Below are 13,736 nucleotides of genomic sequence, written 5' to 3'. Positions count from 1 at the left end.
CCCTGGGGAGCCACCCCGGGATGAACCCTCCGCCGCGGCTGCGCACAATGGGCGCGTGCCCCTGACGACCGATCCGCAGCAGCGCCGCCGCGCCGACAGCTCGCCGTACGTCGATCTGACCCGCGAGCAGTGGAGCGCGCTGCGCGAGAAGACCCCCCTGCCACTGACCGCGGAGGAGGTCGAACGGCTGCGTGGTCTGGGCGACGTCATCGACCTCGACGAGGTACGCGACGTCTATCTGCCGCTGTCCCGCCTGCTCAACCTCTACGTCGGCGCCAGCAGCAATCTGCGCGGGGCGCTGAACACCTTCCTCGGCGACGCGGGCGGCGGTCACGGCGCCCAGCCCGGCACCCCGTTCGTCATCGGGGTCGCGGGCAGTGTGGCGGTCGGCAAGTCCACCACCGCCCGGCTCCTCCAGGCGCTGCTCGCGCGGTGGCCCGAGCATCCGCGGGTCGAGCTGGTGACCACCGACGGGTTCCTCTTCCCCAACGCCGAGCTGCACCGGCGCGGCCTGATGTCCCGTAAGGGGTTTCCCGAGTCCTACGACCGCCGCGCGCTGACCCGCTTCGTCGCCGATGTGAAGTCCGGAAAGGCCGAGGTCGGCGCCCCGGTCTACTCCCACCTCATCTACGACATCGTGCCCGGCGAGCGGCTGACCGTACGCCGCCCGGACATCCTCATCGTCGAGGGCCTGAACGTCCTGCAGCCCGCGCTGCCCGGCAAGGACGGCCGCACCCGCCTGGGACTGGCCGACTTCTTCGACTTCTCCGTCTACGTCGACGCCCGCACCGAGGACATCGAGAAGTGGTATCTCGGCCGCTTCCGCAAGCTCCGCGAGACCGCGTTCCAGAACCCGTTCTCCTACTTCCGCAAGTACACCCAGGTCTCCGAGGGCGAGGCCCTGGACTACGCCCGAATGATGTGGCGCACCGTCAACAAGCCCAATCTCCAGCAGAATGTCGCGCCCACCCGCGGCCGCGCGAACCTCGTGCTGCGCAAGGGCCCCGACCACAAGGTGCAGCGGCTGTCCCTGCGCAAGCTCTGACCGCAGGCGCCGCCCGTAGCCCCGTCCCCACCCACGACCCCTGGGAGCCTGTCCCGTGCTTCATCTGCGCCTGATCGTCCCGACGGAGAGTACGGACGAGGTGGTGCGGCTGCTGGAGGACACCGTCGGCACCGCCCACCTGGTCGTCCTGACCGGCGCCGCCCGCGATCCGCACGGCGATGTGGTGCTGTGCGACGTGGCGCGCGAGGCCGGCGACCGGCTGCTGGCAGAGCTGCGGGCGCTGGGGCTGGACCGGGCCGGTTCGATCGCGGTCGAGAACATCGACCTGTCGCTCTCCCGGCGCGCCGACCGGGCGGAGGACGACGCACCGGGCGAGGGCGCCGACGCCGTCCTGTGGGAGTCGCTCACCGACGCCACGCACGAGGAGTCCACCCTCTCCGTCACCTACCTGGCGTTCCTGACGCTCGCCACGATGATCGCGGCCTGCGGCGTGGTCCTGGACAACGCGATCCTGATCGTCGGTGCGATGGCCGTCGGCCCGGAGTTCGGCCCGGTGGCCGGCATCTGTACGGCGCTGGTGCAGCGCGCCCCGCGGCTGGCCTGGCGCTCCCTGGTGGCGCTGGTCGTCGGCTTCGCGGTGGCGATGGCGGTGACGGTCGGGTTCGCGTTCTTCATGGACGCGGTCGGACTCTTCGGGGCCGAGGCCCTCAAGGCGACCCGGCCCAACACCAACTTCATCTACCGGCCCGACTGGTTCTCCTTCGTCGTCGCCGTCCTCGCCGGCATCGCCGGTGTCCTCTCGCTGACCTCTTCCAAGTCCGGCGCGCTGGTCGGTGTGGCCATCTCGGTGACCACCGTCCCGGCCGCCGCGAACGCCGCGGTCGCCCTCAGCTACGGGCAGTTCGGCCAGGCTCGCGGCTCGTCGGAGCAACTGCTGCTCAACCTCGTGGGCATCGTGCTGGCCGGGGTGGCCACCCTGCTGGCGCAGAAAGCACTGTGGGCAGGCCAGCGACGGCGACGCGGCGCCACGGCCACGGCCGGGGTGACCGACGGGACGAGCGGGGACGGCCGAGGCCCCGGCGACGGCAGGCCCTGAAGGGGCATCTGCGGAGCGGGGCAAACGGGGGCGACCCCTCCCACCGGCCGCCCCCGGCACATGAGTTCGTCGGGCCGTCCGACATACTCATGCCGCATGAGCGAGCCATGGGAAACACTCATCATTGTCGGCTTGTTCCTTTTCATCGCCGGTTTCTTCGGATTGTTCATCTGGGTCGCGCGGTACGTGAATAAAAGGGACAACCAAAGCCCCCAACAGCGGGAAGAGCTGCTCCAGTTGGTGGCAAGCCGGGGATGGAGCCACACTGCTTGGGCTCCCGGCCAGGGAGACCGCTACTGCGGCGGGGGCCCACTGCCCATGAAGGGCACCAATATCCCCATTGTGGACCAAATCGTCGGCGAATTCCGGGGTCGCTCCATCTGCTGCTTCGAGTACCACTCGCGCGGAATGGACGCGGACGGTCCGAGCACGGTGCAGCGCTCCACGGTATTCGCCGTGACGTCGGCGACCTCCGTACCTCGGATGGTCATTAAACGGCCGCGGGCACTGGACAAGGTGAACGCGCGCGCGGACGCCCTGTTCGGCGGCGGCAAGGTGATTGAGCTGGGCGACCCCGAATTCGACGAGGCATTTCGCCTGATCGCCAACGACGAAGAAGCCGCGCGCAATGCCCTGACCGGCCCTTTGGCGCAGTTCCTCACCTCCGACCCTCGGGCCAAGGAGGAGCCTCTCCGATTCCAGGGAAACGATCTGATCACCTGGCATCGGGGGCGGCTCCGGGCGGAACAGATCGAGCAGAAGCTGAACTACCTGTGCGACGTTCTGGACCATCAGCCGGCGCAGGCGCAACACCCCGCCTGAAGGACCGCGCTCGCGGTGAACCGCAAGACTTACACTGCGTCAGAGCCGAAGCCTCGACCGCAGCTTCTCCGCCTCCGGAACAGAGACGAAGTCACGTGGTCGAATCCGGCTGCGCACACCGGGTCGGTGGATGAGCGGGTGCAACCCCATGCCCCATGCCCATGCCGGATGCATCAGCAACAGGTCATCGACGATCTCGCCCTTCAGCCGCCTCACCCCACAGATACGACAGCGGGCCCGCTCCCCTCGGACGAGGAGAGCGGGCCCGCTGCCGGCATTCCACCAGGCGCTATCCCAGCGCCGACTTCACGACATCCGCGAGCCGCTCGGCGACCGACCGCGCCTGCTCGATGTCGGCGGCCTCGACCATCACCCGGACCAGCGGCTCGGTGCCGGAGGAACGCAGCAGCACCCGGCCGGTCGCGCCCAGCTCCCGCTCCGCCTCGGTGACCGCGGAGGTCAGCTCGGGCGAGGTGGTGACCCGCGACTTGTCGACGTCGGGGACGTTGATGAGGATCTGCGGCAGCCGTTCCATGACGCCCGCCAGGTCGGCCAGGGACCGGCCGGTCGCGGCGACACGAGCCGCCAGCATCAGACCGGTCAGGGTGCCGTCGCCGGTCGTGGCGTGGTCGAGCACGATGACGTGCCCGGACTGCTCACCGCCCAGCGCGTAGCCACCCGCCTTCATCTCCTCCAGGACGTAGCGGTCGCCGACCGCCGTCCGGAGGAACTCGATGCCCTCGCGCTCCATGGCCAGCTTGAAGCCCAGGTTGGACATGACCGTGGCGACGACGGTGTTCTTGCGCAGCGCGCCGGACTCACGCATGCCGAGGGCGAGGACGGCCAGGATCTGGTCGCCGTCGATCTCGTTGCCGTCCTGGTCGACGGCCAGGCAGCGGTCCGCGTCGCCGTCGTGCGCGACACCCAGGTCGGCGCCGTGCTCGACGACGGCCTCGCGCAGCAGCTGCAGATGGGTCGAGCCGCAGCCGTCGTTGATGTTCAGGCCGTCGGGGTCGGTGCCGATGGTGATGACGTCGGCACCGGCCCGGGCGAACGCCTCGGGCGATACGCGGGACGCCGCGCCGTGCGCACCGTCGATGACGATCTTCAGCCCGTCCAGGCGGTTGGGGAGGACGCCGACGAGGTGCGCGACGTAGTTGTCGAAGCCCTCGTCGTAGACGGTGACCCGGCCCACGCCCTCGCCCGTCGGCCGGTCCCACGGCGCACCGGTGCTGTGGCCCCGGTAGGTCTCCTCGATGCGGTCCTCCAGCTCGTCGGCGAGCTTGTGGCCGCCGCGGGCGAAGAACTTGATGCCGTTGTCGGGCATCGGGTTGTGGCTGGCGGAGAGCATCACGCCGAGGTCGGCGCCGAGCGCGCCGGTCAGATACGCGACCGCCGGGGTCGGGAGCACACCCACCCGCAGGACGTCGACACCAGCGCTGGCCAGGCCCGCGACGACCGCGGCCTCCAGGAACTCCCCGGACGCGCGTGGATCACGCCCGACGACCGCCACCGGGCGGTGCCTTTCGAGAGCCGTTCCGTCGGCGGCCCGCCCCCCTTGGCCTACGGGGCTTCGCCCTGGAGCCTCCTCGGCGAGTACATGCGCCGCAGCGACCGACAGGCCGAGCGCGAGCTCCGCCGTCAGATCCGCATTGGCGACACCGCGCACACCGTCCGTGCCGAAGAGTCGTCCCACTGGTGTCCTCCGAGTAGATGAGCTTGGACCAGAGACTGAAGTCCAGGTATACGCCCCTGGTCTTGGAAAGCCGAACGCCCCGGCTGCACGGAAAGTGCCACCGGGGCGTTCGCCAAGAGCTGCAAGCTGCAGCGAGCGCGGTTAGCGCTTGCTGTACTGCGGCGCCTTGCGGGCCTTCTTGAGACCGGCCTTCTTGCGCTCGACCGCACGGTCGTCGCGCTTGAGGAAGCCGGCCTTCTTCAGCGGGGCGCGGTTGTTGTCCACGTCCGCCTCGTTCAGCGCACGGGCAACGCCCAGACGCAGCGCACCGGCCTGGCCGGAGATGCCGCCACCGGAGATGCGGGCGACGACGTCGTAGCGGTTGTCGAGCTCGAGCACCTTGAAGGGCTCGTTGACTTCCTGCTGGTGCACCTTGTTGGGGAAGTAGCCCTCAAGGGTGCGACCGTTGATCTTCCACTGACCGGTGCCCGGAACGATCCGGACGCGGGCGATGGCGTTCTTGCGACGGCCCAGGCCGGCAGCCGGCTGCGGGTCGCCGAAGCGGGAGGCGAGGGACTCGGAGGTGTACTCCGACTCCACGACCTCGGTCTCGGTGGTGTATTCCTCGACGGCCACGTCTTCGTTCTCGACGACGGGGGTCTCGGGAGTGGTCTCGGCCACGATGCTCCTCAGATTCTTTTCGTCTTAGGGGGTGTGGCCGGACTTACTGCGCGACCTGGGTGATCTCGAACGGGACCGGCTGCTGCGCAGCGTGCGGGTGCTCGGCGCCCGCGTAGACCTTCAGCTTCGAGAGCATCTGGCGGCCGAGGGTGTTCTTGGGGAGCATGCCCTTGATGGCCTTCTCGACGGCCTTCTCGGGGTTCTTGTCGAGCAGCTCGTCGTAGCGGACGGAGCGCAGACCACCCGGGAAGCCGGAGTGGCGGTAGGCCATCTTCTGGCTCCGCTTGTTGCCGGAGAGGTGCACCTTGTCGGCGTTGACGATGATGACGAAGTCACCGGTGTCAACGTGCGGCGCGTACACCGGCTTGTGCTTGCCCCTCAGGAGGGACGCGGCCTGGGTGGCCAGACGGCCCAGGACAACGTCCTGCGCGTCAATGATGTGCCACTGGCGCTGAACATCGCCGGGCTTGGGGCTGAACGTACGCACGGTCGTAGCCTTCGCTTCTTCAGAGGTGGGGTTTCCCGTCGGCCCTGAGGGCCTCGGGGAAGGGTCCTGTACTGGTCACCACGGTCGATCACAACGGCACTGGCAGCACTACGGGTGACGCAACCCGTTCGTCCGCCGCCGGTCATCTGCCCGGTGGACCGCGTAAGGGCCCCCTCACGTGAGATAGAGCAAGCCAATACGCATAACGAACTCGCAGAATACCGACCCGACCCCGTACGGGTCAAAACGCGCCCCGAACCGGCGTACGATCTTGACCCGGCTCTACCGGGGTCACCGTCGGCACGACCCGCCGCCGCACACAACCGCGGGCGGTCACCGCGGCCAGCAGCCACAGCGTCGCCGCGTCCCGGAAGGCCCGCCGCTGGATCGCCTCCAGATGCGGCCAGGCGAAGCCGGAGACCTGCGGCACCAGCGCCACCCAGAACCACACCGTACGGGGCACCGAGCCGGCCACCGCCACCGACGCCAGCAGCGGCGGCAGCACCACCAGCAGGTAGTGGTCGAAGGACGGCCGGGAGACCAGGAACGCCGCCAGCATCAGCATGGCCGCGGTCTCCGCCAGCCGCCGCGGCCCGCGCTCACCCCGCCGCCAGCGCAGCCAGGCGCAGCCCACGCCCACCGCGGCCACCGCCGCTGCCGCCCCGTACGCGAGCGTCTCCGGCACTCCCAGCCTGGTCAGGATCATGCCCAGCGAGGCGTCGAACGGCCGGGCGAAGGCATCCTGCCCGTCGAGCAGGAACGGCAGCGTACGGGTGAAGAACATCCCCGGCCGCGGCATCATGAGCGCCGCGAGCACCGACGCCACCACCGGCACCACGAGCGCCACCGCCAGCGCCCGCCACCGGCGTGCGAAGACGAACAGCAGCAACAGCGGCACCAGCATCGGCTTGACCGCCAGCGCCAGCCCGACCACCAGCCCGGCCGTCACCCACCGCGCGCGCCGGGCACACAACAGGGCGAGCGGCAGTGCGACCACGGACGCCAGCGTCCAGTTGCCGATGTTCACCACATTGCGGAACGGCTCGAAGAACACCAGCCCGACGACGCCGAGCGCCGCGAGCCGGCTGCCCGACGCCACCTTGAAGATCCGCAGCGACGCCCACCACCCCGCGAGCACCGCCGACATCCCCACGCCGAGGACCAGCATCCGCAGCTGCCCCCGGGAGAGCAGCGCCTCGGGCACCGCCGCCAGGACGGCGCTGGGCAGGTACAGGAACCGCTTGTCGGCGTACGGAGCCCCGCCGTCCAGAAACGTCCGGGCGGCCCGCACCACGAAGTCGTTGTCCATCCCGACGTTCGGGCTGGTGCGGTACATCTGGACGCCCAGTACGGCCAGCAGACCCAGCGCGACCGCCCGCAGCACCCACGAGGCCGGGGCCAGCAGCCAGCCGACCGGCGTCGGATCGCCTCCCGCGGCGCGCCCCGGCCCGCCCGCCCGGGCCGGTTCAGAGATTCCCTTGACGTCAGAAATGCCCGCTTCGTCCGCAGTCATGCGGTCAGGCTATGAGCCGCCCGCTCAGCGCTTCCGCTCGACACGGCGCTCGTCCCACACCGGCTCCGGGGTCTCCCGCACCAGCCCGTCCTGCCCGAAGACCAGGAACCGGTCGAAGGACCGCGCGAACCAGCGGTCGTGCGTCACCGCCACCACCGTGCCGTCGTACGCCTCCAGTCCCTCCTGCAACGCCTCCGCCGACTCCAGGTCCAAGTTGTCGGTCGGCTCGTCCAGCAGCAGCGCCGTCGTACCGGACAGCTCCAGCAACAGGATCTGGAAGCGGGCCTGCTGGCCACCCGAGAGCTTCTCGAAGCGCTGCTCCGCCTGCTTCTCCAGCTCGTAGCGCCGCAGCGCCGACATCGCCTGGCCCTTGTTCTTGGCGTGCTCGGTCCACAGGATGTCCAGCAGCGTGCGGCCCAGCAGCTCGGGATGCGCGTGCGTCTGCGCGAAGTGCCCCGGGACGACGCGGGCACCCAGCTTCCACTTCCCGGAGTGCGCCACGGGATTCTCCTGGTCGCCGGCCAGCAGCCGCAGGAAGTGCGACTTGCCCGAGCCGTTCGACCCCAGCACCGCGACCCGCTCGCCGTAGAAGATCTCCAGGTCGAAGGGCTTCATCAGGCCGGTCAGCTCCAGCCCCTCGCAGGTGATCGCCCGGACGCCGGTACGGCCGCCGTGCAGCCGCATCGTGATGTCCTGCTCCCGCGGCGGCTCCGGCGGCGGGCCGGCCTCCTCGAACTTCCGCAGCCGCGTCTGGGCCGCCGCATAGCGCGACGCCAGCTCATGGCTGACCGTGGCCGCCTGCCGCAGGGACAGCACCAGCTTCTTGAGCTGGGCGTGCTTCTCGTCCCACCGCCGCCGCAGCTCCTCGAAGCGCGCGAAGCGCTCCTTGCGCGCCGCGTGGTAGGTCGCGAAGCCGCCGCCGTGCACCCACACGTCGGAGCCCGCGGGCCCCGGCTCGACGCTGACGATCTTCTCCGCGGAGCGGGCCAGCAGCTCCCGGTCGTGCGAGACGAACAGCACCGTCTTACGGGTCTCGCGCAGCTGCTCCTCCAGCCACCGCTTGCCGGGCACGTCCAGATAGTTGTCCGGCTCGTCCAGCAGCAGCACCTCGTCGGTGCCCCGCAGCAGCGACTCCAGCACCAGCCGCTTCTGCTCGCCCCCGGAGAGCGTCCGGACCTGCCGCCACTGCGCCTTCTCGTACGGCATGCCGAGCGCGGCCGTGGTGCAGATGTCCCACACCGTCTCGGCCTCGTAGCCACGCGCCTCCGCCCAGTCGCTGAGCGCCTGCGCGTATGCCATCTGCGCGTCCTCGTCGTCCGAGGTCATGATCGCCAGTTCGGCGGCGTCCACCGCCGCGGCCGCCTCCCGGATCCGTGGCTGTGCGACGGACACCAGCAGATCGCGCACCGTGCGCTCGTCCCGCACCGACCCCACGAACTGCGGCATCACCCCCAGGCCGCCGCTGACCGTCACCGCCCCGCCGTGCGGCCGCAGCTCCCCCGCGATCAGCCGCAGCAGCGTCGTCTTCCCCGCGCCGTTGGCCCCCACCAACGCCACCGAGGCGCCCTCCCCGACCCGGAAGGACACATCCCCCAGCAGGACCCTCCCGTCCGGCAGGTAGTACTCCAGATGCCCGGCTTCAAGATGTCCCATGGGCTGGATTCTCACGGCCCACCGCCCATTCCACCAATCGGTTTAGGATGCGCGGCATGAGCTTTGGGCAAGGGGGGCCGTTCGACGGCCCAGGGGGATCGACCCCGGACTGGGACGCGCTCGCCGCGGAGAGCGAAGCACGCTCCCGCCGCAAGCGCTGGATGTACATCGGCGGAGGTGCGCTCGCGACGGTCGTGGTGGCCGGCATCGTGGCCGCCGCGGTCATGACCAGCGGAAGTGACCCACAGGGCGGCAGCGCGTCGGCGCCGCCCTCGGCGTCCGGTCTGACCGAGGAGCCGGACGACAAACCGTCCTTCCCGGACGTCTCCGTCCCGCCCCCGCCGAACCCGCGCGACTACATCTCCGACCCGGCGAAGGACAAGGCGCCCCTCACCCCCGCCACTCTCTTCCCGCAGCAGAAGATGGTCGTGGGCGAGAACACCTACACCCGCACGAAGACCGCCTCCACCAAGGACTGCACCGCCGCCGCCCAGGGCGCCCTCGGCTCCGTACTGGCCCACAACGGGTGCTCACAGCTGCTGCGCGCCACGTACTCCAAGGGCGGCATGGCGGTCACCGTCGGCATCGCGGTCTTCGACTCCCCGGCGAAGGCGGAGCGGGTCAAGAACCAGACCAAGCCCAATCTCGCCCCGCTCGCCGGCGGCGGCGTCCCGGCGTCCTTCTGCCAGGGCACGAAATGCCTGATGAACACCAACGCCACCGGTCGCTACGCCTACTTCACGATCTCCGGCTTCACCAACGGCAAGCCCGTCACCGGCTCGGAGGCCCAGGCGCGCCGGATCGGCGGGGACGGCGCGGCGTACGCCTTCAACCAGATCACCCAGCGTGGCAAGGACCAGGCGACGAAGGCCGGCCAGCAGCAGGCGAGGGAAGCCAGGGAACGGGCCCAGAAGCAGTCCTGAGCCGCCCCGGGCGGCCCTGAGCCGCCCTCCACGCGGGCGCCGCCCTTCTCCCGGGTGGCGCCCGCGGGCGCGGGGCCCCTCGGCCGCCTCAGCAGCAGCCGTCCGCCCCGGACCCGCTCCCCGCCGCACCGGGCAGGGTGCGCTTGTTCCGCGCCTCCAGATTGCGGGCCATCAGCAGATCGTCGGCCGGATAGCCGACCTCCTCCAGCGTCAGCCCGTGCGGCCGCACCACATGTACGGCCGAATCCCGCACCCCCGCGGCCAGCACCTTGCCCGCCCATTCGACCGGCCGGTGCCCGTCCCCGACGAACAGCAGTGCGCCGACCAGCGACCGCACCATGTTGTGGCAGAACGCGTCGGCCCGCACCGTCGCGGTGACGATCCCGTCCGCGCCCCGCTCCCAGCGCAGCGTCTGCAGCGTCCGGATCGTGGTCGCGCCCTCCCGCCGCTTGCAGTACGCCGCGAAGTCGTGCTCCCCCAGCAGCGCCTGCGACGCCGCGTTCATCGCGTCGACGTCCAGCTCCCAGTCGTGCCACAGCACATGGCCGCGCAGCAGCGGGTCCACACCGCCCGGGTGATCGGTCACCCGGTAGGCATAGCGCCGCCAGATCGCCGAGAACCGCGCGTTGAAGCCGTACGGGGCCTCCACGGCCCGCCACACCCGGACGTCCTTGGGCAGCCGTCCCGCCAGCCGGCGCAGCAGCCGGTCGCTGTGCTCGGCCCACACCGCCTCCGGCAGATCCACGTGCGCCACCTGCCCGCGCGCGTGCACCCCCGCGTCCGTCCGCCCTGCGACCGTGAGCTCATACGTCTCGTCCGACCGCGTCACCGTCCGCAGCGCGCTCTCCACCTCGCCCTGCACGGTGCGCCGCTCGCGCTGTTTCGCCCAGCCCGAGAAGTCCTTCCCGTCATAGGAAAGATCCAGCCGCACCCGCACGTACCCGGGCTCCACCTCATCGCTCACGCCGCGATCCTCTCAAAACCCACACCCTCGAAAGACCTGCCCCCGGACGTACGGAACGGGCCCGCTCCCCAGAGGGAACGGACCCGTCCGCGCACTACAGACAGCCTCAGGCGTCCTTGGACTCCTCGGCCGGCGCCTCGTCGGCCTTGGCCTCGACGGCCTCGTCCTTCTTCAGCGCGTCTTCCTTGACCGCACGCTTGGTGGCGGCCTCGGCCTCACCGGTGGCCTGCTGGGCCACGGTCAGCGCCTCCACCAGCTCGATGACAGCCATGGGAGCGTTGTCGCCACGACGGTTACCGATCTTGGTGATACGGGTGTAGCCACCCGGGCGGTTCTCGAACCGCGGACCGACCTCGGTGAAGAGCGTGTGCACGACGCTCTTGTCCGAGATCAGCTGCATGACCTGACGGCGGTTGTGAAGGTCACCCTTCTTCGCCTTGGTCACCAGACGCTCGGCGTACGGGCGCAGACGACGGGCCTTGGCCTCGGTCGTCGTGATGCGACCGTGCTCGAAGAGAGCGGTGGCCAGGTTCCGCAGCATCAGACGCTCGTGCGCGGCGCTGCCGCCCAGACGGGCACCCTTGGCGGGCTTCGGCATGGTGTTTCTCCTTCATTGCTGCACCGGCCGTATCAGGTACCGGTGTCAGTTCCCACGAGGCGGCCGCCCCGCGGAAGATTCACATGGCGAAGGCCCGGGGACACGCCCCGGACCTCAGCCGGACAGGCTCAGTACTGCTCGGTCTCCACGAACCCGGCGTCCGCGTCGTCGTCGGCGCCGAAGGCGTCGGCAGCGGCGGTCGGGTCGAATCCGGGCGGGCTGTCCTTGAGGGCCAGGCCCATGCCGGCCAGCTTCGCCTTGACCTCGTCGATCGACTTCGCACCGAAGTTGCGGATGTCGAGCAGGTCCGCCTCGGAGCGGGCGACGAGCTCGCCCACCGAGTGGATGCCCTCGCGCTTGAGGCAGTTGTAGGAGCGGACCGTGAGCTCCAGCTCCTCGATCGGCAGCGCCAGGTCGGCGGCCAGGGCGGCGTCCGTGGGCGAGGGGCCCATGTCGATGCCCTCGGCGTCGATGTTGAGCTCGCGCGCCAGACCGAACAGCTCGACCAGGGTCTTACCGGCCGACGCCATGGCGTCACGCGGACGCATGGCCTGCTTGGTCTCGACGTCGACGATCAGCTTGTCGAAGTCGGTGCGCTGCTCGACACGGGTCGCCTCGACCTTGTACGTGACCTTGAGCACCGGCGAGTAGATGGAGTCGACCGGGATACGGCCGATCTCCTGGCCCACCTGCTTGTTCTGGACGGCGGAGACGTAGCCGCGACCGCGCTCGACGGTCAGCTCCATCTCCAGCTTGCCCTTGCCGTTGAGCGTGGCGAGGACCAGGTCCGGGTTGTGCACCTCGACACCGGCCGGGGGCGCGATGTCAGCAGCGGTGACCAGGCCGGGACCCTGCTTGCGCAGGTACATCACGACCGGCTCGTCGTGCTCCGAGGAGACGACCAGCTGCTTGATGTTGAGGATGAGATCGGTGACGTCCTCCTTGACGCCCGGCACGGTGGTGAACTCGTGCAGGACACCGTCGATGCGGATGGACGTGACCGCCGCACCCGGGATCGAGGAGAGGAGCGTACGACGCAGGGAGTTTCCGAGGGTGTAGCCGAAGCCCGGCTCCAGCGGCTCGATCACGAACCGGGAGCGGTATTCGTCGACGACCTCTTCGGTCAACGAGGGACGCTGAGCAATCAGCATGGTGTTCGATCCTTCAGTCGTGGACGCCCGCTATTTGACGTCCGCTGTACTTCAAAGGGTACGGGCGGTACGGCGCCATTGGCTCCGTACCGCCCAGACCATTCAGCTCTTACTTGGAGTAGAGCTCAACGATCAGCTGCTCCTGCACCTGGGTGTCGATCACCTGGCGCTCGGGCATGCTGTGCACGAGGACCCGGAGGTTCGACGGGATCGATTCCAGCCAGGCCGGAACCGTCCGGTCGCCGGCCTCGGCCTGCGCCACCGCGAACGGGGTCAGGTTCCGAGAGCCCTCGCGGACCTCGATGATGTCGTTCGCCGCCACACGAGCCGACGGAATGTCGGTCTTGCGGCCGTTCACGTTGATGTGTCCGTGACGGACCAGCTGACGCGCGTGGTCGCGGGACTTGGCAAAGCCGGCCCGGTAGACCACGTTGTCGAGACGAGTCTCAAGGATGCGCAGAAGGTTCTCACCGGTCTTGCCGGTCTTCTGGTTCGCTTCCTTGTAGTAGTTCACGAACTGCTTCTCAAGGACACCGTAGATACGGCTGCACTTCTGCTTCTCACGAAGCTGGAGCAGGTACTCGCTGTCCTTGGTGCGCCCGCGTCCGTGCTCACCCGGGGGGTAAGGACGAATCTCGATCGGGCACTTTGCGCTCTCACACTTGCTGCCCTTGAGGAACAGCTTCTGCTTCTCCCGACGGCAACGCTTGCAGTCGGCCCCGGTGTAACGCGCCATATTGTTTTGTCTCCTACGTCAGCTGGTCAGACGCGGCGGCGCTTGGGCGGCCGGCATCCGTTGTGCGGGGTGGGGGTGACGTCCTGGATCGAACCCACCTCGAGGCCGGTGGCCTGCAGCGAGCGGATCGCGGTCTCACGGCCGGAGCCGGGACCCTTGACGAAGACGTCAACCTTGCGCATGCCGTGCTCCTGCGCGCGGCGGGCGGCCGACTCGGCGGCCATCTGCGCGGCGAAGGGGGTGGACTTGCGCGAGCCCTTGAAGCCGACGTGGCCGGCAGAGGCCCAGGAGATCACGTTGCCCGTGGGGTCCGTGATCGAGACGATGGTGTTGTTGAACGTGCTCTTGATGTGAGCGTGCCCGTGGGCGACGTTCTTCTTCTCCTTGCGGCGCACCTTCTTGGCGCCGGCCGTACGGCCCTTCGGAGGCAT

At 69.6% G+C, this 13,736-nt stretch carries 14 protein-coding genes; 4 read left to right on the top strand and 10 right to left on the bottom strand.

Annotated features, from left to right (window positions below; translation table 11 throughout):
• Nucleotides 1-55: 55 nt before the first annotated feature.
• The 3 genes from coaA (at nt 56) to ACH4FH_RS01165 (ending at nt 2,924) form a co-directional block, all read left to right on the top strand.
• The gene (gene coaA, locus ACH4FH_RS01175) at nt 56-1,045 is read left to right on the top strand and encodes a type I pantothenate kinase (protein WP_398553617.1); all 990 of its coding nucleotides are present in this window, start codon (nt 56-58) and stop codon (nt 1,043-1,045) included.
• A gap of 55 nt (nt 1,046-1,100) precedes the next feature.
• Entirely contained in the window at nt 1,101-2,102 is a 1,002-nt protein-coding gene (locus ACH4FH_RS01170; protein ID WP_398553616.1) for a DUF389 domain-containing protein, read from the top strand.
• 96 nt (nt 2,103-2,198) lie between these two features.
• The gene (locus tag ACH4FH_RS01165) at nt 2,199-2,924 is read left to right on the top strand and encodes a hypothetical protein (RefSeq protein ID WP_398553615.1); all 726 of its coding nucleotides are present in this window, start codon (nt 2,199-2,201) and stop codon (nt 2,922-2,924) included.
• 289 nt (nt 2,925-3,213) lie between these two features.
• Here ACH4FH_RS01165 and glmM read toward each other — a convergent pair whose 3' ends face one another.
• From glmM to ACH4FH_RS01140, 5 genes are all read right to left on the bottom strand, one after another.
• Nucleotides 3,214-4,620 carry a phosphoglucosamine mutase gene (gene glmM / locus ACH4FH_RS01160; protein ID WP_398553614.1) on the bottom strand — a complete coding sequence of 469 codons (1,407 nt, stop codon included), beginning with the start codon at nt 4,618-4,620 and terminating at the stop codon, nt 3,214-3,216.
• Nucleotides 4,621-4,761: 141 nt separating this feature from the next.
• Nucleotides 4,762-5,280, bottom strand: a complete 519-nt coding sequence (rpsI, locus tag ACH4FH_RS01155) for a 30S ribosomal protein S9 (RefSeq protein ID WP_393892685.1) — start codon at nt 5,278-5,280, stop codon at nt 4,762-4,764.
• 43 nt (nt 5,281-5,323) lie between these two features.
• Nucleotides 5,324-5,767: a 50S ribosomal protein L13 gene (rplM, locus tag ACH4FH_RS01150; RefSeq protein WP_398553613.1), complete on the bottom strand. Its 444-nt coding sequence runs from the start codon at nt 5,765-5,767 to the stop codon at nt 5,324-5,326.
• 241 nt (nt 5,768-6,008) lie between these two features.
• On the bottom strand, nt 6,009-7,280 hold the full coding sequence (locus tag ACH4FH_RS01145) for a glycosyltransferase family 87 protein (protein ID WP_398553612.1): 1,272 nt from the start codon (nt 7,278-7,280) through the stop codon (nt 6,009-6,011).
• Nucleotides 7,281-7,304: 24 nt separating this feature from the next.
• Nucleotides 7,305-8,933 carry an ABC-F family ATP-binding cassette domain-containing protein gene (locus ACH4FH_RS01140; protein WP_398553611.1) on the bottom strand — a complete coding sequence of 543 codons (1,629 nt, stop codon included), beginning with the start codon at nt 8,931-8,933 and terminating at the stop codon, nt 7,305-7,307.
• Between the two features lie 56 nt (nt 8,934-8,989).
• Between ACH4FH_RS01140 and ACH4FH_RS01135 the strand changes: the two genes are divergently transcribed.
• Nucleotides 8,990-9,856 carry a hypothetical protein gene (locus tag ACH4FH_RS01135; RefSeq protein WP_398553610.1) on the top strand — a complete coding sequence of 289 codons (867 nt, stop codon included), beginning with the start codon at nt 8,990-8,992 and terminating at the stop codon, nt 9,854-9,856.
• A gap of 88 nt (nt 9,857-9,944) precedes the next feature.
• Here the strand turns inward: ACH4FH_RS01135 and truA are convergent, their stop codons facing one another.
• From truA to rpsK, 5 genes are all read right to left on the bottom strand, one after another.
• Nucleotides 9,945-10,820 (bottom strand): tRNA pseudouridine(38-40) synthase TruA, encoded by an 876-nt coding sequence (gene truA, locus ACH4FH_RS01130; RefSeq protein ID WP_398553609.1) that lies wholly within the window; start codon nt 10,818-10,820, stop codon nt 9,945-9,947.
• Between the two features lie 106 nt (nt 10,821-10,926).
• Entirely contained in the window at nt 10,927-11,418 is a 492-nt protein-coding gene (rplQ, locus tag ACH4FH_RS01125; RefSeq protein ID WP_398553608.1) for a 50S ribosomal protein L17, read from the bottom strand.
• 128 nt (nt 11,419-11,546) lie between these two features.
• A complete protein-coding gene (locus ACH4FH_RS01120) occupies nt 11,547-12,569 on the bottom strand; it encodes a DNA-directed RNA polymerase subunit alpha (RefSeq protein WP_003956430.1) in 1,023 nt (340 codons plus the stop codon).
• A 109-nt stretch (nt 12,570-12,678) separates the two neighbouring features.
• Nucleotides 12,679-13,305 (bottom strand): 30S ribosomal protein S4, encoded by a 627-nt coding sequence (rpsD, locus tag ACH4FH_RS01115; protein WP_398553607.1) that lies wholly within the window; start codon nt 13,303-13,305, stop codon nt 12,679-12,681.
• A 26-nt stretch (nt 13,306-13,331) separates the two neighbouring features.
• Entirely contained in the window at nt 13,332-13,736 is a 405-nt protein-coding gene (rpsK, locus tag ACH4FH_RS01110; RefSeq protein WP_004571845.1) for a 30S ribosomal protein S11, read from the bottom strand.

Origin of the sequence: Streptomyces sp. NPDC017993 (assembly GCF_044328065.1) — a bacterium.
Taxonomy (GTDB): Bacteria; Actinomycetota; Actinomycetes; order Streptomycetales; family Streptomycetaceae; genus Streptomyces.
Note: the sequence above shows the minus strand (reverse complement) of the source record. Positions and strands in the feature narration are given on the sequence as shown.